Source organism: Faecalibacterium sp. PGM34 (assembly GCF_054456555.1).
The window spans coordinates 2,317,504-2,338,082 of record NZ_CM136898.1; the positions used below are offsets into that span (position 1 = coordinate 2,317,504).

General features: G+C 60.6%; 20 protein-coding genes, 2 other RNA genes and 1 riboswitch. Of the genes, 8 read left to right on the forward strand and 14 right to left on the reverse strand.

Annotated features, from left to right (window positions below; translation table 11 throughout):
• Positions 1-114: 114 nt before the first annotated feature.
• Positions 115-963 (reverse strand): DegV family protein, encoded by an 849-nt coding sequence (locus tag ACXPUX_RS11075; RefSeq protein ID WP_458828337.1) that lies wholly within the window; start codon positions 961-963, stop codon positions 115-117.
• Between the two features lie 258 nt (positions 964-1,221).
• Between ACXPUX_RS11075 and ACXPUX_RS11080 the strand changes: the two genes are divergently transcribed.
• Entirely contained in the window at positions 1,222-1,764 is a 543-nt protein-coding gene (locus tag ACXPUX_RS11080; RefSeq protein WP_458828338.1) for a DUF1836 domain-containing protein, read from the forward strand.
• Between the two features lie 66 nt (positions 1,765-1,830).
• Here the strand turns inward: ACXPUX_RS11080 and ssrA are convergent.
• The 9 genes from ssrA to ACXPUX_RS11125 all read right to left on the reverse strand — a co-directional run bounded on the left by ssrA (position 1,831) and on the right by ACXPUX_RS11125 (position 7,913).
• Positions 1,831-2,181, reverse strand: a transfer-messenger RNA (tmRNA) gene (gene ssrA / locus ACXPUX_RS11085).
• Positions 2,182-2,253: 72 nt separating this feature from the next.
• A complete protein-coding gene (gene smpB / locus ACXPUX_RS11090; RefSeq protein WP_112091044.1) occupies positions 2,254-2,736 on the reverse strand; it encodes an SsrA-binding protein SmpB in 483 nt (160 codons plus the stop codon).
• Positions 2,737-2,837: 101 nt separating this feature from the next.
• On the reverse strand, positions 2,838-3,437 hold the full coding sequence (recR, locus tag ACXPUX_RS11095) for a recombination mediator RecR (protein ID WP_458828339.1): 600 nt from the start codon (positions 3,435-3,437) through the stop codon (positions 2,838-2,840).
• 19 nt (positions 3,438-3,456) lie between these two features.
• Complete coding sequence (locus tag ACXPUX_RS11100; RefSeq protein ID WP_015538350.1) at positions 3,457-3,795, reverse strand: YbaB/EbfC family nucleoid-associated protein; 339 nt, start codon at positions 3,793-3,795, stop codon at positions 3,457-3,459.
• Between the two features lie 30 nt (positions 3,796-3,825).
• Positions 3,826-5,712 (reverse strand): DNA polymerase III subunit gamma/tau, encoded by a 1,887-nt coding sequence (dnaX, locus tag ACXPUX_RS11105; RefSeq protein WP_458828340.1) that lies wholly within the window; start codon positions 5,710-5,712, stop codon positions 3,826-3,828.
• A 90-nt stretch (positions 5,713-5,802) separates the two neighbouring features.
• An RNA gene (gene ffs, locus ACXPUX_RS11110) (signal recognition particle sRNA small type) lies at positions 5,803-5,901 on the reverse strand.
• Between the two features lie 145 nt (positions 5,902-6,046).
• The gene (gene pta / locus ACXPUX_RS11115) at positions 6,047-7,072 is read right to left on the reverse strand and encodes a phosphate acetyltransferase (RefSeq protein WP_458828341.1); all 1,026 of its coding nucleotides are present in this window, start codon (positions 7,070-7,072) and stop codon (positions 6,047-6,049) included.
• Between the two features lie 251 nt (positions 7,073-7,323).
• Positions 7,324-7,581, reverse strand: coding sequence for a DUF2442 domain-containing protein (locus ACXPUX_RS11120; protein WP_458828342.1), 258 nt, complete (start codon positions 7,579-7,581; stop codon positions 7,324-7,326).
• Between the two features lie 11 nt (positions 7,582-7,592).
• Positions 7,593-7,913 (reverse strand): DUF4160 domain-containing protein, encoded by a 321-nt coding sequence (locus tag ACXPUX_RS11125; protein ID WP_242958658.1) that lies wholly within the window; start codon positions 7,911-7,913, stop codon positions 7,593-7,595.
• Positions 7,914-8,027: 114 nt separating this feature from the next.
• Here ACXPUX_RS11125 and ACXPUX_RS11130 point away from each other — a divergent pair, with 114 nt between their 5' ends.
• From ACXPUX_RS11130 to ACXPUX_RS11140, 3 genes are read left to right on the forward strand one after another with little or no spacing between them, the layout of a single operon-like run.
• On the forward strand, positions 8,028-8,600 hold the full coding sequence (locus ACXPUX_RS11130; RefSeq protein WP_458828343.1) for a uracil-DNA glycosylase: 573 nt from the start codon (positions 8,028-8,030) through the stop codon (positions 8,598-8,600).
• Positions 8,601-8,659: 59 nt separating this feature from the next.
• A complete protein-coding gene (locus tag ACXPUX_RS11135; RefSeq protein ID WP_458828344.1) occupies positions 8,660-9,745 on the forward strand; it encodes a hypothetical protein in 1,086 nt (361 codons plus the stop codon).
• 28 nt (positions 9,746-9,773) lie between these two features.
• Entirely contained in the window at positions 9,774-12,263 is a 2,490-nt protein-coding gene (locus ACXPUX_RS11140) for an ATP-dependent DNA helicase (RefSeq protein ID WP_458828346.1), read from the forward strand.
• A 188-nt stretch (positions 12,264-12,451) separates the two neighbouring features.
• On the opposite strand, the gene ACXPUX_RS11145 is transcribed toward ACXPUX_RS11140, so the two are convergent.
• Together ACXPUX_RS11145 and glyA are read right to left on the reverse strand one after the other, a co-directional pair.
• Entirely contained in the window at positions 12,452-12,967 is a 516-nt protein-coding gene (locus tag ACXPUX_RS11145) for a cob(I)yrinic acid a,c-diamide adenosyltransferase (RefSeq protein WP_458828347.1), read from the reverse strand.
• Positions 12,968-13,055: 88 nt separating this feature from the next.
• Positions 13,056-14,309 carry a serine hydroxymethyltransferase gene (gene glyA, locus ACXPUX_RS11150; protein ID WP_458828348.1) on the reverse strand — a complete coding sequence of 418 codons (1,254 nt, stop codon included), beginning with the start codon at positions 14,307-14,309 and terminating at the stop codon, positions 13,056-13,058.
• 230 nt (positions 14,310-14,539) lie between these two features.
• Here glyA and ACXPUX_RS11155 point away from each other — a divergent pair, with 230 nt between their 5' ends.
• From ACXPUX_RS11155 to ACXPUX_RS11165, 3 genes are read left to right on the forward strand one after another with little or no spacing between them, the layout of a single operon-like run.
• Positions 14,540-15,112 (forward strand): 5-formyltetrahydrofolate cyclo-ligase, encoded by a 573-nt coding sequence (locus tag ACXPUX_RS11155; protein WP_458828349.1) that lies wholly within the window; start codon positions 14,540-14,542, stop codon positions 15,110-15,112.
• Entirely contained in the window at positions 15,103-15,738 is a 636-nt protein-coding gene (locus ACXPUX_RS11160) for a cyclodeaminase/cyclohydrolase family protein (RefSeq protein WP_458828350.1), read from the forward strand. The genes ACXPUX_RS11155 and ACXPUX_RS11160 overlap by 10 nt, the downstream gene beginning before the upstream one ends.
• A 22-nt stretch (positions 15,739-15,760) precedes the next feature.
• Positions 15,761-16,621 (forward strand): bifunctional 5,10-methylenetetrahydrofolate dehydrogenase/5,10-methenyltetrahydrofolate cyclohydrolase, encoded by an 861-nt coding sequence (locus ACXPUX_RS11165; protein ID WP_458828351.1) that lies wholly within the window; start codon positions 15,761-15,763, stop codon positions 16,619-16,621.
• A gap of 78 nt (positions 16,622-16,699) precedes the next feature.
• Here ACXPUX_RS11165 and ACXPUX_RS11170 read toward each other — a convergent pair whose 3' ends face one another.
• Entirely contained in the window at positions 16,700-17,653 is a 954-nt protein-coding gene (locus tag ACXPUX_RS11170; protein WP_458828352.1) for a phospho-N-acetylmuramoyl-pentapeptide-transferase, read from the reverse strand.
• A gap of 165 nt (positions 17,654-17,818) precedes the next feature.
• Here ACXPUX_RS11170 and ACXPUX_RS11175 point away from each other — a divergent pair, with 165 nt between their 5' ends.
• Positions 17,819-19,237 (forward strand): MATE family efflux transporter, encoded by a 1,419-nt coding sequence (locus ACXPUX_RS11175; RefSeq protein ID WP_458828353.1) that lies wholly within the window; start codon positions 17,819-17,821, stop codon positions 19,235-19,237.
• A 405-nt stretch (positions 19,238-19,642) separates the two neighbouring features.
• On the opposite strand, the gene ACXPUX_RS11180 is transcribed toward ACXPUX_RS11175, so the two are convergent.
• On the reverse strand, positions 19,643-20,242 hold the full coding sequence (locus ACXPUX_RS11180) for an ECF transporter S component (RefSeq protein ID WP_458828354.1): 600 nt from the start codon (positions 20,240-20,242) through the stop codon (positions 19,643-19,645).
• 142 nt (positions 20,243-20,384) lie between these two features.
• Positions 20,385-20,504, reverse strand: a riboswitch (FMN riboswitch).
• Positions 20,505-20,579 lie beyond the last annotated feature (75 nt).

Here is a 20,579-nt window from a genome sequence, read left to right on the forward strand (position 1 = left end):
CACCCTTTGCAAGTTTTTGCTGTCGGGTGCACCGGAATTGTCCCTTATAAAAAAGTTCACCGGAGCGTCCGCAGATGCCCCGATGAATCGAAATCATAGTATCCTATTTTACGCTCAGACGGTGGGTGCTTCGTTATCCTCGTAGCCCACTATCAGGCCGCCGTACTCTGCATAGTAGCTGCACAGAGCGCCGCAGGTGCCCACCTCCACCTTGGCCTCCGGGAACACGGCATGGACCATGTGCTTCAGCCGCTCCGCAGCGGCAGCGTTGCAGCAGTGGTCGATGTGCACCCGGCCGTTGGTCAGACCGTGCGCCTTCATTTCCAGCACCATGCGCTCCAGTGCGCCGTGCTCGCCGCGGGTCTTGCACAGAACCTCCAGATCACCGGCGTCGCTGGCCTGACCGATGACCCGGATGCCCAGCATCCGCGCCACCGCAGCCACAGCGGGCTTCACGCGGCCATTGCGCGCAAGGTTTGCAAGAGATTCCAGCGCAAACAGCAGATGGGTGTGCTCATGGTACGCCCGAATCTCCTCACACACGGTATCAAAGGGCTTGCCTGCCTTGATCAGCGCCGCCAGACGCTCCACCAGCAGCCGGGACTCCGCACCGGTGGACAGACTGTCCAGCACAAAGACCCGCGCGCCCTCGTGGCTCTGCTCGTACTCCTCGCCCGCCAGCAGCGCGGCGTTGTAAGCGCCGGACAGCGTGCCGGTGATGGTCACAACGTACACCTCGTCTGCGCCCTCGTAGGCAGCCATCCAGTCCGAGATGTTGGGGCAGGAGGTGCTGGTGCGTCCCTTATAGGTGCGCAGCATCTCGGCCAGTGCGGGAGCGTCCACCTCTGCGGTGTCCACATACTCCTGCTCGTCGGTCAGGATCTTCAGCGGCACACAGGCAAACCCTACATCGGGGAGCTCGTACACATTTGCAGAGGAGTCTACAACAATTTTGCTTTTCATATTTTTCTCCATTTTCAAGCGGCGCACGCCGCAGTCATTCCTTTGTCCGTGACCATCATAGCAGTTTTTCAAAACCCTGTCAACTGTTTTTTTAAATTCTTTTAAAAAGTTTTCGTTGCCCGTTGACCAATTTTCCAAAATGCGGTATACTATTTTACAGGCAGAAGTGCTTTTGCGGAAAGCAATTGCCCTGCCTTTGCACAAAAACAACGTTCCTGCTTGCAAAAAAGCGCAGGAGCATGAACGGAACAAGATACTATGAAAGCTGAAACCAGACTCCGCGTTGCGGCGTGTGCTGCGGGCTTTGCCCTGCCCCGGTACAACGATCTCCCCTCGGTAGGGCTGTATCTGGACCAGACGGTGCAGTTCGTCAACGGCTACTTCCGCAGCTTCTGCGGGGTGGAGCTGACGCCTTCTATGGTGAGCAACTACGTCAAAAAAGGGGTGGTGGATCACCCCATTCGCAAAAAATACACCCGGGACCAGATCGCCTCCCTGATGTACATTGCAGTCTCCAAAACGGTGCTCTCGATCGAAAATATCGACACCCTGTTTAAAATGCAGCGGGAGCACTGCTCCGCCGGAACAGCCTACGATATCTTCTGCGAGGAACTGGAGACTAGTCTTTCCGTGGTGTTCGGCGGCAAGGCAGCCCAGCCGGAGACTACGCTCAACGATGAGCGTCTGCTGCTGCGCAGCACCATTTTTGCTGCGGTCAACAAAATGTATCTGGACTGCTGCTTCGATGCCTTGCGTCAGGAGCAGGCGCTGTGGTCGGATATCCTGCCGGATCTGGCGTGATAATACGACATCGCTCCGTATAGCAAAAGCCACCTGAAAACGTAAGTTTTCAGGTGGCTTTTTTACTGGTGGAGGCGATGGGAGTCGAACCCATGTCCGAAAAGAGCTCAGTGTAGGTGTCTCCGGGTGCAGGCGATCTACAACATTCCCGCCGCGCCACGCCGATCGTCAGGCTAGCGCTTTGGTAGCTTCATGAGTTCCTGCCGGTCCGCAAAGCTTAGGTCCGTTCAGGTGCTGTGTCTAAAGGACGCCCCGACCCCACACGACACAAGAGTGGGCGGAACGCGCAGCACTCAGGCTGCGAGCAACTGATAATTATTGTTGTCAGTTAATTGTTTTGGAGGAGTTATAGAGCAGTTCCCCCGCTGCTACCCGCTGCCCAGACCTCGCTCCCCCCGTCGAAACCTTTACGCCCCCATATAAAGCACATCTTGCGATGTGCGGAAAGCTTGGTTTTCTGCGGTGAGCCGCAGTCTGCAATTGGAATGCTTAATAATACTTGCCGTTGGACTTCACAGCCCGGTCAATGGAGCGCTTTGCATCGCGCTGGGCGGCATCGGCACGCTTGTCGTACAGCTTTTTGCCCTTGCACAAGCCCACTTCCATCTTTACGCGGCCATGCTTGAAGTAAAGCGAGAGCGGCACCAGCGTATAGCCCTGCAGCTTGCACTGCTGGTGCAGACGCCGGATCTCACTTTTGTGCGCCAGAAGCCGCCGGACGCGCATGGGATCCTGATTGAACAGGTTGCCGTGGTCGTAGGGGCTGATGTGCATCCCCTTTACCAGCAGCTCGCCGTTTTCAATATCCACCCAGCTGTCCTTCAGGTTGACCCCGCCGGCCCGCAGGCTTTTCACCTCGGTGCCCTTAAGTTCCACACCGGTCTCCAGCGCTTCCAGAACAAAATACTCGTGGCGCGCTTCGCGGTTGGTGGCGATGGTCTTGGTCGCCGGGCGCTCCTTTGTGGGTGCCATGCTGCGCGCCTCCTTTCTCCGTTCCGTTCGTTGTTTCAGTATACCATTTTTTCAGGGTAATGCAAGGGCTGTTTCTGACAGAATTGTAAATTTTTACAGGTTTACAGCTCTCCGCGGCCGGAAAGCGCCCGGTACAGGGTAGTCTCGTCGGCGTATTCCAGACTGGCGCCCACCGGCAGACCGGAGGCAAGCCGGGTGACCCGGATACCCAGCGGCTTGATGAGCTTTGCCAGATACATGGCGGTGGCTTCGCCCTCCACGGTGGGGTTCATGGCCATGATGACCTCCTTCACCGTGTCGTCCTTCAGCCGCGCCAGCAGCTCCTTGACGGTCAGCTGCTCTGCGCCCACACCGGCCAACGGGTCCAGCAGGCCGTGCAGCACATGGTACAGACCGTTATACTCCCGGGTGCGCTCAAAGGCCTGCACATCCCGGGGCTTTTCCACCACGCAGATCACCGAGGTGTCCCGCTTGGCGCTGGCGCATACCGGGCACAGATCAGCGTCCGTAAAGTTCTGGCAGATGCGGCACCGGTGCAGCCGGGTATGCGCGCCGCGGATGGCATCCGACAGCGCCGCAGCGTCCTTATCCGACATACTCAGCACCTGATAGGCCATGCGGGTAGCACCCTTGCGGCCCACGCCCTGAAACTTGCCGAACTCCTCGATCAGCTTTTCCAGCGGTGCGGCAGTGTAGTCCATGGTATCTCCCCTTCCCGGCTCAGAGACCCGGAATGTTCAGGCCGCCGGTCAGCTTGCCCATCTCGGCTTCGGCGGTCTCATCCACCTGCTTCACGGTGGCGTTGATGGCAGCAGCCACCATGTCTTCCAGCATCTCAATGTCGTCCGGGTCCACAGCCTCGGGCTTGATGGTGATGGACAGCACCTCGTGCTTGCCATTCATCTTCACAGTCACCATCTCACCGGCGGCGCTGCCGGTGTACTCGGCAGCTTCCAGCTCGGCCTGCTTGCTCTTCATGTCCTCCTGCATCTTCTGAGCCTGACGCATCAGGGCGTTCATATCGGGGCGGCCGTAACCTGCGGGCATTCTTGCTTTCATAATGGCATTCTCCTTTATTATAAACAATTTTTATCGCTTTTTGCGGGCGGTATCCTCAATGCTGACCTCTAACCCCAGCTTTTCCAGTGCCAGAAGGGACTGCTCCGCGTTGGAGGCGGTCTTTCCGGCTGTTTTTGGCTCGTAGGGGCCGATGGGCACCGGCACGCCGGATACCTCGGCGATCAGCTTTTTGATCAGCTTCTGGCTGTCCTTGTTCACCCGAATAAAATCCCGGAAAGTCTTGCCGCCGTCGATCAGCACGCGGGTGCCGTCAAAGTAAGCTTTGGACTTGCGCAGATACATATACAGCATGGGGTCGATGCCTTCCAGCTTCTGCACGATCTGCCCCCAGTACGGGAAGGGGTTCGTGCCCTTCTGCGCCACACTGCGGGGCTTGGACAGCACCGGGTCGGCGGGGTGCTCCTGCACCTGGGCAGGCGGTTCCTCCGCTGCCCGGGCGGGTTGTGTGGGTTCTGCGGGGGCGGGCTGCTCCGGCTGACTGATCGGCTCCGGCTCCTCCGGCGGCGGTGCCTGCGGGGCAGGCTCGTCCCACGGCAGGGCGGCATCGCTCTGCTGTACCGGCGGTTCGTCCGGCATGGGCGGCAGCTCGTCCGCAGGGACGGGCTGCGCTTCCGGTGCGGCAGGCTGCGGAGGGGTCTGCTGCACGGCAGGGGCAGGCTCTGCTCCGGCTGCCGGGGTCTGGGGTGCAGTTGCTGCCGGTGCGGGCTGCACCGGAGCGCTGGCAAAGGGCTGCACCGCTGCCGCAAAGGGGCGGGGTGCTTCCGGCTGTGCCGCGCGGGCGGGGGCTGCCTGTACCGTTACCGCCTGCATCTGCTGGGGCGGCTCGGACAGGCTGAACAGTGCCAGTTCCAGCTCGATGCGCTGGTCGCTGCCACGGGTCATGTGTTCCAGCGCCGTGCCCAAAGTGCGGATGGCGCGGATGGCTTCCCGCTGCCCCATCTCCGGGCCTTTTTGCAGGTACAGCGCCTCTTCCTCCGGCGAAACACCGGACAGCAGCGCCTGCCCGCCGGGCAGCGCCGCCAGCATCAGGGCGCGGTAGTGGGCGATCAGTTCCTCAGTCAGACGTTTTACGTCCACCGACTGCTGCCGCAGCTGCGCCAGCTGTGCCAGCGCGGCGGCGGCGTCCTGCGCTTCCAAGGCGTCAGAAATGTGGAACAGGTAGCTGCGGTCGGTCACGCCCGCCATGCGGCGCACCACGTCCGCGTCGATCTTTGCGGTGACACCGGCGCAGGTATCCAGAATGGACAGCGCATCGCGCAGCGCACCATCGGCCAGACGGGCGATCAGCTCCGCGCCATCGGAGGTCAGCTCCAGTTTTTCCTCCCCGGCGATATACTCCACCCGCCGTGCGATATCCTCCGGCCCGATGCGGGTAAAATCGTAACGCTGACAGCGGGAGAGGATGGTGGCGGGCACTTTCTGGATCTCGGTGGTCGCCAGAATGAAGATGATGTGCGCGGGGGGCTCTTCCAGTGTTTTCAGCAGCGCATTGAAGGCCGCTGTGGACAGCATGTGCACCTCGTCGATGATATACACCTTATACTGGCAGGCGCTGGGGGTGTAAGCGGTCTCGTCCCGCAGGTCGCGGATATCGTCCACGCCGTTGTTGGAGGCTGCGTCCATCTCCACCACATCCAGCAGGCTGCCGTTGTCGATGCCCTTGCAGATCTCGCATTTCCCGCAGGGGTCGCCGCCCTCCGGGTGCAGGCAGTTGACCGCCTTGGCAAAAATTTTGGCGCAGGTGGTCTTGCCGGTGCCGCGCACGCCGGTAAACAGATACGCATGGCCTACACGCCCTGCGGTGATCTGGTTTTTCAGGGCGGTCACGATGGCACGCTGCCCCACCACATCCTCAAACCGCTGGGGTCTCCATTTGCGGTAAAGCGCACGATACACGGCGATGTCTCCCCTTTCCCGGCCTTTGCGGCAAAAATAAAAGGACAGCGCATGACGGGGTTTTGTCCCCGCCTTGCGTAACTCGGCATACGGATGCAGGCTTACTGAAACGCACGAACGCACTGCTTAAGGCTGCTTGGTTCCCCACCTGACCTGGTTCACAGCGAGCCCATCGTACAGGACCCGCATCCGTATGCCGAACCACGCAGCAGGCGCTGTCCGACACATCCTTGTGGATGCTAAAATATTGTACCATAAACTCCGCCGGATTGCAAGAGGGGACAAAATAAAAAGGAGAAGCCCGAAAGCTTCTCCTCGTTTGTGCCGAAATTGTTTAAGACTGGCAAGCGGTGATCAGGCTCATCTTGTACACCTCGTCTGCGTTGCAGCCGCGGGACAGATCGTTGATGGGTGCGTTCAGACCCTGCAGGATGGGGCCGTAAGCAGCGTAGCCGCCCAGACGCTGTGCGATCTTATAGCCGATGTTGCCGGCCTCGATGCAGGGGAAAATGAAGGTGTTGGCCTGACCAGCCACCTTGCTGCCCTTGCACTTGACCTGTGCGACCTCGGGAGCAACGGCTGCGTCAAACTGCAGCTCGCCGTCCACTGCCAGCTCGGGATCCATCTCCTGTGCCTTGATGGTGGCGTCGTGGCTCAGTGCCACGGTGCCGCCCTTGCCGGAGCCCTTGGTGGAGAAGCTCAGCACAGCCACCTTCGGGTCGATGCCGAACAGCTTTGCGGTGCGGGCAGTTTCCACAGCCACCTCTGCCAGCTTGGAAGCGGCAGAGATCTTGACCTCGCCGGTAGCCTTATCGACGGTATCGGTGTAATCAATGTTGACAGCGCAGTCGCCCATGGCAATGCGCTTCAGGCCCTCTTCGCCGCAGTCGCGGTCCAGAATAAAGCAGGAGCTCACCAGATGTGCGCCCTTCTTGGTCTTGACCAGCTGCAGAGCGGGACGGATGGTGTCGGCGGTGGAGTAGGTAGCGCCGCCCAGCAGGCAGTCTGCCTTGCCCATCTTCACCAGCATGGTGCCGAAATAGTTGGACTTCTTCAGCAGAGCTGCGCACTCCTCAGCGGACTGCTTGCCCTTGCGCAGCTCCACCATGGTGTTGACCATCTCATCGAAGCCGGCGTAGTTCTCCGGGTCGATGATCTCGGCAGCGGAAATATCAAAGTTACCGGCGGCGGCAGCAGCCTTGCACTCTGCCTCGTTGCCCACCATAACGACCTTCAGCACGCCCTCGGCCAGCAGCTTGCTTGCGGCCTCCAGAATGCGGGGGTCATTGCCCTCGGTGAACACGATCGTCTTGGGATTTGCCTTCAGCTGTGCTACCAGCGGTGCAAACATATCAGCCATTGTGATTACCTCCGAAAATGCTTTCCAAAATTTGCTTCCCGTATCTGTTGGACACAAGGATGCCTTTCTTCTTTATTCTAGCACAGGCGGCAAAAAGTTCAAGACAAAATCGTGTTTTTGTGCTATATTTTAGGGGAGAAACCGCCATTTGATTTGTGAATAAAATATCATACTGATTTCAAGGGATATTTTCCTCCGCAAATATAAAAAAGAACCCGTGTCGTTCACAGGCTCTATGGGCAGATGCTCCATCATGCAGTTTTCTTTACGGGGATGCTGTTCTCATACAGCTCGTGGGGCGCAACGTCCTGCCCCTCCGGCCATTCGATACCCACGCCGCCGGGCAGCAGCTGCACCGCATTGAAATAGCTTTCGTCTTTCAGCTGTCCGTACCACGGACCCGTTGCATAGGGCGCAACATCAAAGAGCTTCACCTCACCCGTTTCGTAGAACAGGCGAAGCTTCAAGGGGCTTATGGTCTCCACCTTGGTCAATTTCGGCTGCAACATAAAATCACTCCTTATTTCAAAGGGTCAATACGGAAGAACTGCTCACCATTGCTCAACAGCTTCCAATTCGCTTCCAGATCATCGTGGTGTATTACCACCCACGCTTCCAGCAGCTTCAGCTTGTTTTTCGGAAAGCCGCCTTCCAAGATCGTCCCATCCAGCGTCATCACGATCTCTTCCCCGGAATATTCCGCATGGATATGCGGCATATTGTGTTTTCCACCCTGCTCTCGGTACATTCTGACGATGATGCCATAAAATATGCTTAATACCGGCATTTTACCCACTCCCTTCTTCAAGCTCATTTTATCATACGCAGGTGTTTTTTTCAAGGAACCAAGATAATCTCTTTTGGGTATTTACCGTACTCTTGAATCTGTGTTATAGTTTACAATGTTGTAATTTGCAAATAAACCGCCAATCTGATTTTAAAGGAGATGTTCTCCATGGATATGGATACTTTAAAGGCCGAATGCCTTGCCTGCACCCGTTGCGAGCTATGCGCCACCCGGACGAATGTGGTGTTCGGGCAGGGTGTGCCGGACGCCGAGGTACTGTTTGTGGGCGAGGGGCCCGGCCAGAGCGAGGACGAGCAGGGTCTGCCTTTTGTGGGGCGCAGCGGCCAGCTGCTGGACAAATACCTGTTTGCCATCGACCTTGACCGCAGCAAAAACTGCTATATCGCCAACATCGTCAAGTGCCGCCCGCCCCAGAACCGCGACCCGCTGCCCGCCGAGAGCGAAGCCTGTATGCCGTGGCTGCGGGAACAGTTCCGGCTGATCCAGCCCAAGATCGTGGTCTGCCTTGGGCGCGTTGCCGCCCAGCGGATGATCCGGCAGGATTTTTCCGTCACCCGGGAGCACGGGCAGATCATTGAAAAAAGCGGCATCCTGTTCATGGGCACCTTCCACCCCGCCGCCCTGCTGCGCCAGCCTCAGAACAAGCCCGAAGCCTTTGCGGACTTTACCGTGCTGCGGGACACCATTGCCGCTGTGTGCGAGCATACCTATAATAGGTAAGGACAGGAACCAACCGCACCGCTTTTGCATACTGTAAAGCAAAAGCGAGGTGTTTTTGTATGGAAAGTTCCGTGCATCCTTCTGTGGATTTCTTTTTGGGCGCTACAACGCCCGCCGGGTTCAAGGGCTACTTTGCGCCGCTGCGCCGGGAGCCCGGGATGCAGCTGGTACTGCTCAAAAGCGGGCCGGGCTGCGGCAAATCTACCCTGATGAAGCGGCTGGCGCGCGCCGCACAGGACAAAGGCGAGCCCATCCAGCGCATCCACTGCGCCAGCGACCCCGACAGTCTGGACGGAGTGGTGTTCCTGCGGCAGAAACGCGCCATCATCGACGCCACTGCGCCCCATGTGGTGGAGCCGGAAGCCCCCGGCGCAGACGAGCGGGTGCTGAGCTTGTACCACACCATTGATGCCGATGCCCTGCACCCCCACAAGGACGAGGTGACCGCCCTGTTTGCCCGCAACCAGCTGCTGCGCAGCCGGGCAGCGCGGTATGTGGCCTCGGCGGGCAGCCTGCTGCTGGATAGCCGCCGCGCCGAAGCGTGCAGCGCAAACTTTGAAAAAGTGCGCCGCTACGTCAAGCGGCTGTGCACCCGCCTTTTGCCCCGCACCGAGGAGATGGGCTCTGAAGAACTGCGGCTGCTCTCGGCCATCACGCCCAAGGGCGAGGTGTTCTATCAGGGCACGGTGCAGGCACTGGCAGACAAATGCATCCTCTTCCGGGACGACTACGGGGCAGTGTCCCGCCTGCTGCTGGAGCTCATCCGCGCCGAAGCGCTGGCGCGGGGCTACCACATCATCACCTGCCCCTGCGCCATGCACCCGGAGGACAAGATCGACCACATCCTTATCCCCTCCCTGCGGCTGGCGTTCCTGACCGATAACCGCTGGCATCCGGTGCGGCTGTCTGCGGCGCAGACCGTGCGGTGCAGCCGCTTTGTGGACAGAGAAAACCTTTCCGCCTGCCGGGCACGGCTGCGCTTCAACGAGCGCGCCGCCGCCGAGCTGCTGGAACAGGCCTGTGCCCTGATGGCGCAGGCAAAAAGCTGCCACGATGAACTGGAGACCTACTACCGCACCGCCGTGGACTTTGCACAGGTGGATGCCGCAGCCGCCCAGTGCATGGAGCTGTTCGGAGTGGGATAATGTACAAATACAACGGAGGTGAAACGCCTTGTCAAGCATTCATCTGCCCATCCGGCAGTTGGTGGAGTTTTTGCTGCGCACCGGCAGCATTGACAGCCGCTTTACCGGCTTTGACCGCGCCAACGAGGGTGCACGCATCCATCGCAAGCTGCAAAAAGCCGCCGGGGAGGGCTATCAGGCCGAGGTATTCCTCAGCGCGGAGTGGGAAGCCTGCGGCATCGCCTTTACGCTGGAAGGCCGGGCAGACGGCATTTTCACCGACGAAAACGGCACCGTGACCATCGACGAGATCAAGACCACCACTGTCCCTTACGAGGAGATCACCGAGGAGCTGAACCCCTGCCACTGGGCGCAGGGCATGGTGTATGCCGCCATTTACAGCAGCCAGCAGGGGCTGGGAACGCTTGCGGTGCGGCTGACCTATTACCAAGTCGACACCGACCAGATCCTGCGCTTTACCCGGCAGTTCTCCCGGCAGCAGCTGGAGCAGTTTTTGCAGCAGCTTTTAACGCAGTACGCCCCGTGGGCGCAGCGGCAGCTGGACTGGGACACCCGGCGCAGCCAGAGCCTTGCGGCGTTGCAATTTCCCTTTGCGGAGTACCGCCCCGGGCAGCGGGCGCTGGCGGGCGAAGTGTACCGCGCCTGCCGCGCCGGAAAAAGCGCTGACCGCAAGGGCGGCACCCGCGTTTTTTGTCAGGCGCCCACCGGCATCGGCAAGACCATGAGCGCGCTCTTCCCTGCCCTGAAAGCCATGGGCGAGGGCTGCGGCGCAAAGCTGTTCTACCTGACCGCCCGCAACACCACCCAAGCCGCCGCCGAGGACGCGGTGGCACGGCTGCGTGCCGCCCAGCCCGGTCTTGCCCTGCGCAGTGTGACCCTGACCGCCAAGGAAAAGGCCTGTCTGCACCCGGACGCCGAAGGGCACCCCGCCTGCCTGCCGGAAGCCTGTCCCTTCGCCAACGGCTATTACGACCGCCGCAAGGACGCGCTGGCGGCTCTGCTGGACGGCAGCGGCAGTTTCAGCCGCGCTGCGCTGGCAAACACCGCCCGGCAGTTCTCGGTATGCCCCTTTGAGCTGGGGCTGGATTTGAGCGAGTGGTGCGATGTGGTCATTGGGGACTACAACTATCTGTTTGACCCGGTGGTGCACCTCAAGCGCTTTTTTGATGCCGCCGGGGACTGGCTGTTCCTCATTGACGAGGCGCACAACCTGCCGGACAGAGCCCGCGCCATGTACTCGGCGCAGTTTGCCAAAAGCAGCCTGACCGAAGCAAAGCGGGCGCTGGGCAAGGGCAAAAGCAGCTTAAAGACTGCACTGACCAAGGCAGATAAGGTCTTTCTGGCGGCGCGCAAGGCCTGCGCACAGGCTGCGCCCCGTATAGGCGCAGATCCCGCCGGGGAGACAGAACCCGCACAGGTGAGCCTTTTGCCCGCCGAAGCTGCCCCGGACTTTGCCCTGCCGCAGCCGCTGTACGCCCGGGACGGCACCGTTTTTTTGCAGCAGCTGCCCGCCGCTTTGCCCGCCGCCCTGCGGGCCGTGCACACCCCGTTACAGGACTGGCTGGAACAGAACCCCGAGGACCCCGCCCACGCGCAGCTGCTGGAGCTTTACTTTGCCTTGCAGGATATTGCCCGCGCGGCCGACCGGTACGACAGCCATTTTGTCACCCAGCTCACCGCCCGGGGCAGTGAGCTGGAGCTGCATCTGCTCTGCTTAGACCCCGCCCCCTTTGTGGACGCCAGTCTGGCGGCAGGGCGCAGCGCGGCGCTGTTCAGTGCCACGTTGACCCCGCCTGCCTTTTACCGCAACGTGCTGGGCTGTGCCGATGCCCGGGCGGTGGCGCTGCCAAGCCCTTTCCCGCCGGAAAATCTGGGGCTGTTCTGCCTGCCGGGCATCTCCACCCGCTACCACCAGCGGGAAGTCAGTGTGCCCGCCGTAGCCGATACGCTGGCGGCGCTGGCCCGGGGCAAGACCGGCAACTATCTGGCGTTTTTCCCCAGCTACGCCTATTTGCGGCAGGTGCACGAAGCGTTTGCCGCCCGCTGGCCGGACATTCCCACCCTTGTGCAACAGCGCAGCTTGGACGATGCCGGACGCGCGGAGTTTCTGGCACAGTTCGTACCCCATCCTGCCGAGACGCTGCTGGGCTTTGCCGTGATGGGCGGTATCTTCGGCGAGGGGGTGGATTTAGTGGGCGACCGGCTCATCGGCTGCGCCATCGTGGGGGTGGGTCTGCCGCAGGTGAACCCCCGGCAGGAGATGCTGCGCCGGTATTACGAAGAGCAGTCCGGCTGTGGCTTTGACTACGCCTACCGCTACCCGGGCATGAACAAGGTACTGCAAGCCGCCGGGCGGGTGGTGCGCACCCCGCAGGACAAGGGCGTGGTGCTGCTTTTGGACGACCGCTTTGCGCAGCCCGACACCGCCCGCCTGTTCCCGCCGCACTGGCAGCATATCCGGTATCTGCCCGGCACAGCGGCGCTGGAAACGGCGCTGGCAGCGTTCTGGGATTCATAAAGAACCGCACATTTTCGCCCTCTCAGGCGCTCCCGCGCCAGATTCCCCTTTTTGTCACCTATGGTGACATCTTCCCCCGGAGCGGGGGAAGTCTTTCCTCAAAGGGGGAGCCAAGTTCTGAGGTTCGTAGCTGAAGGATACTGTTTTTTGGCAAACCGGCAGCTAAAACAGACCGGCTTTTCGCTGCATCAATACTCCACGCCCTTCCGTGCGGCGATGCCCTTCTGGTAGGGGTGGCGGCGGCAGCACATCTCGGTGAGGTAGTCTGCGGCGTCCAGCATCCACCCGGGGGCGGCATGGGCGGTCAGGACGCACTCCTGCCCGGCGGGGCGGTGCAGCACCGCTTGCTGCAGCAGGGCTTTATCCACCATGTCCAGTTCCCACGCGCTGCCAGCCTCGTCCAGCACCAGCAGATCACAGGGCTGCGCCAGCGCCGCCGCAAGGTTTTGGTTCTGCAAAGCGCGGGTAGCGGCCTTTTCGGCTTCGTTCATCTGAAAAACGAATTTCTGCCCGGCCTTGCCCCGGTAAACGGTGGCACCCAGCTGTTCCAGCAGCGGGATCTCCCCGCTCTGCCCGCCCTTTAAAAACTGCACGATGACCACACGCTTTCCGCTGCCCAGTGCCCGCAGGGCAAGCCCCATGGCGGCTGTGGTCTTGCCCTTGCCGTCGCCATAATACAGATGCAAAAGTCCCAAGCTTTCCATCGTTCTTCTCCTTTTTTGTAGCAAAAGGCATCCGCAGCCCTGCACTTAGCAGAACGGCTGCGGATGCCTTGTTATTTATACCTTGCTTTTACTGGTACAGCGGGAACTCCCGGGTCAGGCGCAGGACGCGGGCGCTGATCTCGTCCTTCTTTTCCTCATAGTGCCAGATGCAGTCTGCAATGCAGTCTGCGATCACCTGCATCTCGGCTGCGCCCATGCCGCGGGTGGTGACAGCCGGGGTGCCCAGACGCACGCCGGAGGTCACAAAGGGGCTGCGGGTCTCGCCGGGGACGGTGTTCTTGTTGGCGGTGATGTGCACGCTGTCCAAGCGCTGCTCCAGGTCCTTGCCGGTGCACTCCTCGTCCCGCAGGTCGATGAGCATCAGATGGTTGTCGGTGCCGCCGGATACCAGCTTTACCCCGCGCTGCTGCAGGGCCGCAGCCAGTGCCTGTGCGTTTTCCACGATCTTGCGGGCATATTCCTTGAACTCCGGCTTCAGTGCCTCGCCAAAGCAGACGGCTTTTGCTGCAATCACGTGCTCCAGCGGGCCGCCCTGCGTGCCGGGGAACACTGCCGAGTTGATGCGCTTGGCAATGATGGGGTTGTTGGTCAAAATCAGGCCGCCGCGGGGGCCGCGCAGGGTCTTGTGGGTGGTGGTGGTCACCACGTCGGCGTAGGGCACGGGGCTTTGGTGCTGGCCGCCCGCCACCAGACCGGCGATGTGCGCCATATCCACCATCAGGTATGCGCCGTAGCCGTGGGCGATCTCGGCCAGTTTTTCAAAGTCGATGGCGCGGGGGTAGGCAGAAGCGCCCGCCACCAGCATCTTGGGGCGCACCTTGCGCACCTGCTTTTCCAGCTCGGCGTAGTCGATCACGCCGTCTGTGCCAACGCCGTAGGAGATGAAGTGGTAGTTTTTACCGGACATATTCACCGGGGAGCCATGGGTCAGGTGACCGCCCTGCGAAAGGCCCATGCCCATGACGGTATCGCCCAGCTCCAGCAGGGCAAAATACACGGCAAGGTTGGCCTGTGCGCCGGAATGGGGCTGGACGTTGGCGTACTTTGCCCCGAACAGCTGGCAGGCGCGCTGGATGGCAATATTCTCCACCTCGTCCACATAGACACAGCCGCCGTAGTAGCGCTTGCCGGGCAGACCCTCGGCGTACTTATTGGTCAGCACACTGCCCATGGCTGCCATCACGGCGGGCGAGACGATATTCTCGCTGGCGATCAGCTCAATGTTCTCGCGCTGACGGGTCAGCTCTCGCTCCATGGCTGCGCCCAGTTCCGGGTCGGCTGCGTTGACCATGCCGATGGTGTCCATCATATCCTTGTACATTTTACTTGCCCCTCTCCACAAAATGTTGTAGGTTCTCTCAGCGCAGCACTCGCACGGCGCTTGCTGCTGTAAGATAATCATAGCAGAAAGCGGCGGCGGCTTCAATCCTCTTTTCGCCAAAAGGCTTGCTTTTTTTGTCTGAAGTGTTTATTATGTTTGTATAAAAATGCGCTGTCGATTTTGTATATTTTTCAAGTTCCTTCCCCCACAGGTGAAGCGAGGTGTTTTGTATGAGCATTGCCGAGGAAAAACAGGCACAGCGTACCGCCGGCCGTGCCGCCCGCAAGGCGCTGGCTGCGCCGCAGCGCGCCGCCGCCAACGCGGCGCTGTGCCGCCGGGTGCTGGAACTGGATGCCTACCGCACTGCCCATACCCTTTTGCTCTACGCAGCCTTTGGGGGCGAAGCTGACCTTACCGCTGTGGCTGCCGAAGCTGTCCGGCAGGGTAAGACGGTAGCCTACCCGGTGTGCGGCGAGGGATTTACCCTTACCGCAGCTGTGCCGGGCGCGGACGGCTGGGCGGTGGGACAGTACGGTATCCGTGCACCGGTGCCGGAGCGCTCCACCCTTTTGCAGCCGGAGCAGCTGGATCTGGTGCTGGTGCCCTGCACCGCCTTTGACGCAGACTGCTACCGAGTGGGCATGGGCAAGGGCTACTACGACCGCTACCTGCCCCGCTGCACCCAGGCGGTGAAGATCGGCATTGCATTGGAAGTTCAGCGCGTCCCCTGCGCCGCCGTGGACGCTCACGACCAGCGGCTGGACGCTTTTGTAACAGAGAGGGGTATCTACACATGGAAATGAACGATTTAAGCTGCGCGCAATTTCTGGCACAGCTTGCCAGCAAAGCGCCCACGCCGGGCGGTGGCGGCACGGCCGCGCTGGTAGGCGCTGCCGGTGTGGCGCTGGGCAACATGGTGGGCTGCCTGACCACCGGTAAAAAGAAATACGCCGCCGTGGAAGCGGATATTCAGGCACTGAACGCCCGGGCTGAAGCCCTGCGGCTGGAGCTGGAAGCACTGGTACAGGCCGATGCCGCTGCCTTTGCGCCGCTGGCTGCGGCCTACGGCTTACCCAAGGACACCCCGGAGCAGGCCGCGCACAAGGCCGCTGTGCTGGAAGCCGCACTGGACGGTGCAAGTGCCGTGCCGCTGCAGATCATGGAAAAGTGCGCCGAGGGCATCGCATTGGCCGGGCAGTACGCCGCAAAGGGCAGCGTGCTGGCGGTATCGGACGCAGGCTGCGCTGCTGTGCTGTGCAAGGCAGCCTTGCAGGCCGCAAGCCTGAATGTGTTCATCAATACAAAACTGATGGCAGACCGCGCCCGCGCCGCTGCACTGGACGCCCGGGCAGACGCATTGCTGGCAGAGTTTGTGCCCCGGGCAGACGAAATATTCAACGCCGTCAGCGGGAAACTCCGCAATAAATAACATCATAAATGAGGGAAAGTATATGGCAACGATTTTAAAGGGCGCGCCGGTGGTGGCCACCATGAACGAGCGCAACGCGGCGCTCTGCGAACAGCTGAAAGCCAAGGGCATCACCCCCACGTTGGCCGTGGTGCGAGTGGGCGAGCGGGAGGATGACCTCTCTTACGAGCGGGGCGTGATGACCCGCTGCGGCAAGGTGGGCGTCGCCGTCAAGCAGTTCGTGCTACCCGCCGACGCCACGCAGGAGCAGCTGCTCCGGGTGCTGAACGAGGTGAACACTGATGACGGCATCCACGGCTGTCTTTTGTTCCGCCCGCTGCCCAAGCAGTTCGATGACCGCACCGTCCGCGCCGCCCTGCGCTCGGAAAAGGACATCGACGGCATCACGGACGGTTCACTGGCCGGGGTATTCACCAACACCGATTTGGGCTATGCCCCCTGCACCGCGCAGGCCTGCATGGAAATTCTGAAATATTATAATGTTCCCCTTTCCGGCAAGCGTGCCGTTGTGGTAGGGCGCAGCCTTGTGGTGGGCAAGCCCGCCGCCATGATGCTGGACCGGGAGAACGCCACCGTCACCCTGTGCAACTCCCGCACCCGGAACCTGCCGGAACTGTGCAAGCAGGCCGACATCGTGGTGGTGGCCATGGGCAAGATGGCCGCTGTGGGCGCAGACTGCTTGCGGGCAGGCCAGACCGTTGTGGACGTAGGCATCCATGTGGACGAGGAGGGCAAGCTCTGCGGTGACGTGCAGTTTGCCGCCGCAGAGCCGGTGGTGGACGCCATCACCCCCGTGCCCGGCGGCGTAGGCACCGTGACCACCTCGGTGCTGGTAGGCCATGTGGTGCAGGCGGCGTGCAAAAAGGCTGGGGTGGAATGCTGAGCATTTTAGGATAGAACAAGCCCGGAAAGTCTGCGGACTTTCCGGGCTTGCTTTTTCACAGGAGAGGTGCGGCGTGCATCAGCCCCGCACAAGGAGCAGCAGCAGAGCCGAGGCCACGCACTGCAGAATGAGCCAGCGGGCTACCACCTGCTCATCGCTCCAGCCCTTGCGCTTGCGCACATGGTCGTGGAGGGGGGTCAGAGTGTTTTTCAGGATCCAGATGTGCAGAAAACGCTTCAGGCTGATCTTCAAAATGCCCAAGCTGCCGTCTGCAATGAACACGATAGCCGACAGCAGGAAGGCGAACGGATGGCCGCACTTGAGCGACAGCATGGCAATGAAAAAGCCCATGGCGCGGCTGCCGGCGTCGCCCATCAACAGGCTGGAGGGTTTGGCGTTGAGCCACAGGTAGGCCAGCAGCGCACCGATGAATACCACACCGGCGGTGGCATAAGTGCCCAGCTCGGTCTTATAGGCCAGCAGATAGGTGCCGATGGTCACCACTGCCAGACTGGCGGAAAGGCCGTCCACACCATCGGTGCAGTTGACCACGTTGATGCTTGCCCAGATGAGGATGACGATGAGCAGCAGGTACACCGCATAGGGCAGCGTGAAGCTCCACTGCAAAAAGTGCACCCCGCAGCCATTGAAGTTCAGGTAGGTGACACCCGCCAGCACCGCAATGACAAAATCGATGATGCCCTTTTTGTACTCGTTCCAAGCGGTCTCGGCGGCATCGTCCAGATAGCCGGAGAGCATAGAGGCGATGAGCAGCACATTATACACTACATACTCGGTGGTGAAGGGCAGAAACGCCAGCGACACCAGCGCGATGCACAGCACAAAAATCAGGCCGGAGCCACGCGCCTTGCCCTTGGAAAGCTCGCCGTTCACCGCAAAAGCGCGGCCATGGTCGTGGGGCAGTTTATCGCGGAAAATGGAATCCGTCAGGGCGGTCAGAGCGAACGCCAGCAAAAATGCCATGGCATCCACGCCCCGCTGCCCGATGACAGAGGTCAGCATTTGGATCATAAGATAACATTCCTCTTTCTTTCTGTATAGTACGTTGTGAGTGTATCACGCCCTTGCCCAAAAATCAATCCCGGCGGCAAAATTCGCTGCGGATTGACTTTTCACCCGCTGCTCTTTATAATAATATATTAGTCTGTATTTTTCACCCGCAACGCAGGAGGTTCCATGTCCATTACTCTTGAGCAGCTCTCCGCCCGGATGCGGCAGGGCGAGCAGGTGCCTCTGCACCACACCGCACAGGTGGCACTGACGCTGAGCATCCCTTCCATTTTGCAGCAGATCATAGTTACCGCTATGGAGTACATCGATGCGGCCATGGTGGGGCATATCGGCGCCGCCGCAACAGCTTCCATTGGCATCGTCAGTTCCAGCACATGGCTGCTGCACGGGATGCTGGCAGGGCTGTGCATGGCGTTTTCCATTCAGGTGGCGCAGTATCTGGGCGCAGACCGCCAGCAGGATGCCCGGGGCGTTTTGCGGCAGTCCATGCTGTTCAATCTGGTAGTAGGTCTTGCCGCAGCGGCCTTTGGCGTGGGCATCAGCCGGTTTCTGCCCGGGTGGCTGGGCGCAGACACGGCACTGCAGGCAAATGCATCGGCCTATTTTGCAATATGGTCGGCTTCCCTGCCCTTTATCATGGCCATGGGTACCTATGCCGCCATGCTGCGCTCCACCGGTGATGCCCTGACCCCCGGCCTCATCAGCGTGTTCACCTGCGTGCTGGACATCATCTTCAACTTTTTCCTCATCAACCCCACCCGGGAAATGACGGTGCTCGGTCAGGACCTCACAGTCTGGGGTCTGGGCTGGGGCGTGCCGGGCGCGGCGCTGGGCACAGCCCTTGCCAACGCTGTGGGTGGCACGCTGGCGCTGGGCGTTCTGCTGCTGCGGGACGGCTCGCTGTGCATCCGCAAGCCCGGCTCGTGGCGCATTACCCGCGCCTGCCTGCATAACGTGTGGAAGGTGGGTGCACCGCTGGCGGCAGAGCGCGCCGCCCTGTCCTCGGCACAGGTGCTGCTGGTGCGCATCGTGTCCGGGCTGGGCACTACCGCCATTGCCGCCAACAGTCTGGGTGTCAGCGCCGAGAGCCTGTGCTACATGGCGGGCTACGGCATTCAGGACGCCGCTCTTGCGCTGGTGGGACAGGCCGTGGGCGCAAACCGCCGGGACATGGCCAAGCGCTTTGCATGGCTGTGCACCGCCATGGGCATGGGCATCATGGCACTGACCGGTGTGGGGCTGTATGTGTTTGCCCCGCAGCTGATGGGTATCTTCACCGCCGACGCCGCCGTCATTGCGCTGGGTGCGCGGGTGCTGCGCATCGAAGCCTTTGCCGAGCCGATGTTCGGGGCAAGCATCGTAGCCAGCGGCTCCATGCAGGGCGCGGGCGACAGCACCGGCTGCTTTATCCTGAACCTTGTCAGTATGTGGGGCGTGCGGCTGACCTTGGCTGTGCTGCTGGCTCCCCGCTTTGGGCTGGTGGGCGTATGGGCAGCCATGTGCGCCGAGCTTTGCACCCGCGGCGCGCTGTTTTTGCTGCGCATGGCGCGGGGCAAATGGCTGGATAAGGGTGCGCTGGCGTAAAGACGTCCTCGCCCTCTCAGTCAAGCCCTGTCGGGCTTGCCAGCTCTCCCAAAGGGAGAGCCAAGAGCGTTGCCGGAAACTTTCTCATTACACCTAATGCTTTAGCAATGGGTTTTACGGCTCGGCTCTCCCTTTGAGGAAAGACCTCCCCCGCTCCGGGGGAAGATGTCACCATAGGGGACAAAAGGGGGAATCTGGCGCGGGAGCGCCTGAGAGGGCTCCTGACGCGTCCGCAAACTTTACACTTTAGCTGGAAACATCATCGCTATGCCAAGGGCTCCATCTCCGAGGGAGCTGTCACAGCGTAAGCCGTGACTGAGGGAGTTTGTGCGGCAGATTTTCCTTCTAAATAGAGAAAGAGCCGGAAAGTCCGCGGACTTTCCGGCTCTCTGTTATCTCAGCAGCTTACTTGCGGCCGTGCAGAATGGGAGACAGGGGCTTATAGATCAGCACGCACAGCACGGCGTCCAGCAGACCCTTGACCAGCGTGAAGGGCATGTTGAAGATCACAAGGCACTTGATCAGGCTGTCGGCAGAGGGCAGGATGGCCTGATACATGCCCAGAATAGCTTCCAGCGGCATATGGTAGAACTGCACATAGGCCGGGTAGGTGATGAAGTAGTTGGAAGGCACGCTGAACACTGCCATGGCGGCCGCACCGGCAATGGCACCCAGAATAGCGGTCTTGCGGCTCTTGTTGCGCTTATAGATAAAGCCCGCCACAGCGGAGAATACCGCACCCAGCATAAAGTTGCACAGCTCGCCCACGCAGGCGGTGGAGGTGCCCTTGATGATGATGTGCAGCAGGTTCTTCATAAAGCTGATGACCACACCGTACACCGGGCCCAGTGCAAAGGCACCCAGCAGGGCGGGCAGGTCGGAGAAGTCCATCTTGACGAAGGATGGGATGAGCATCGGCAGCGGGAACTCGATGAACATCAGGATAAAGGCGACCGCGCTGAGCATGGCGGCAACGGTCAGGTTGTGGGTGGTATTCTTTTTCATGGTAGTTGTCCTCCCCGGGGTGTAACTCCCCGTTCAAATTTGTTCGGAAAGCCCTTTTCGCGCTGGATCGAACCGGAAAGACAAACCAAAAAGCGCCCTGCTGCAACCAAAAACTGCAACAGGGCGCACAGACGCAATTTGCCTGCCGTTTCTTGCATCCGGACTATACCGTTGGTCCCGGAGTTGCACCGGGTCAGCACCCTTGCGGGTGGTCGCGGACTTTACCGCCAGTGGGGAATTGCACCCCGCCCTGAAACGAACTTTCTGGCCTAGAGTATAGCGCGGTACTGCGGAGCTGTCAAGTCCCCTTTTCGAAAAGTTTGCGCATTTTTTATCA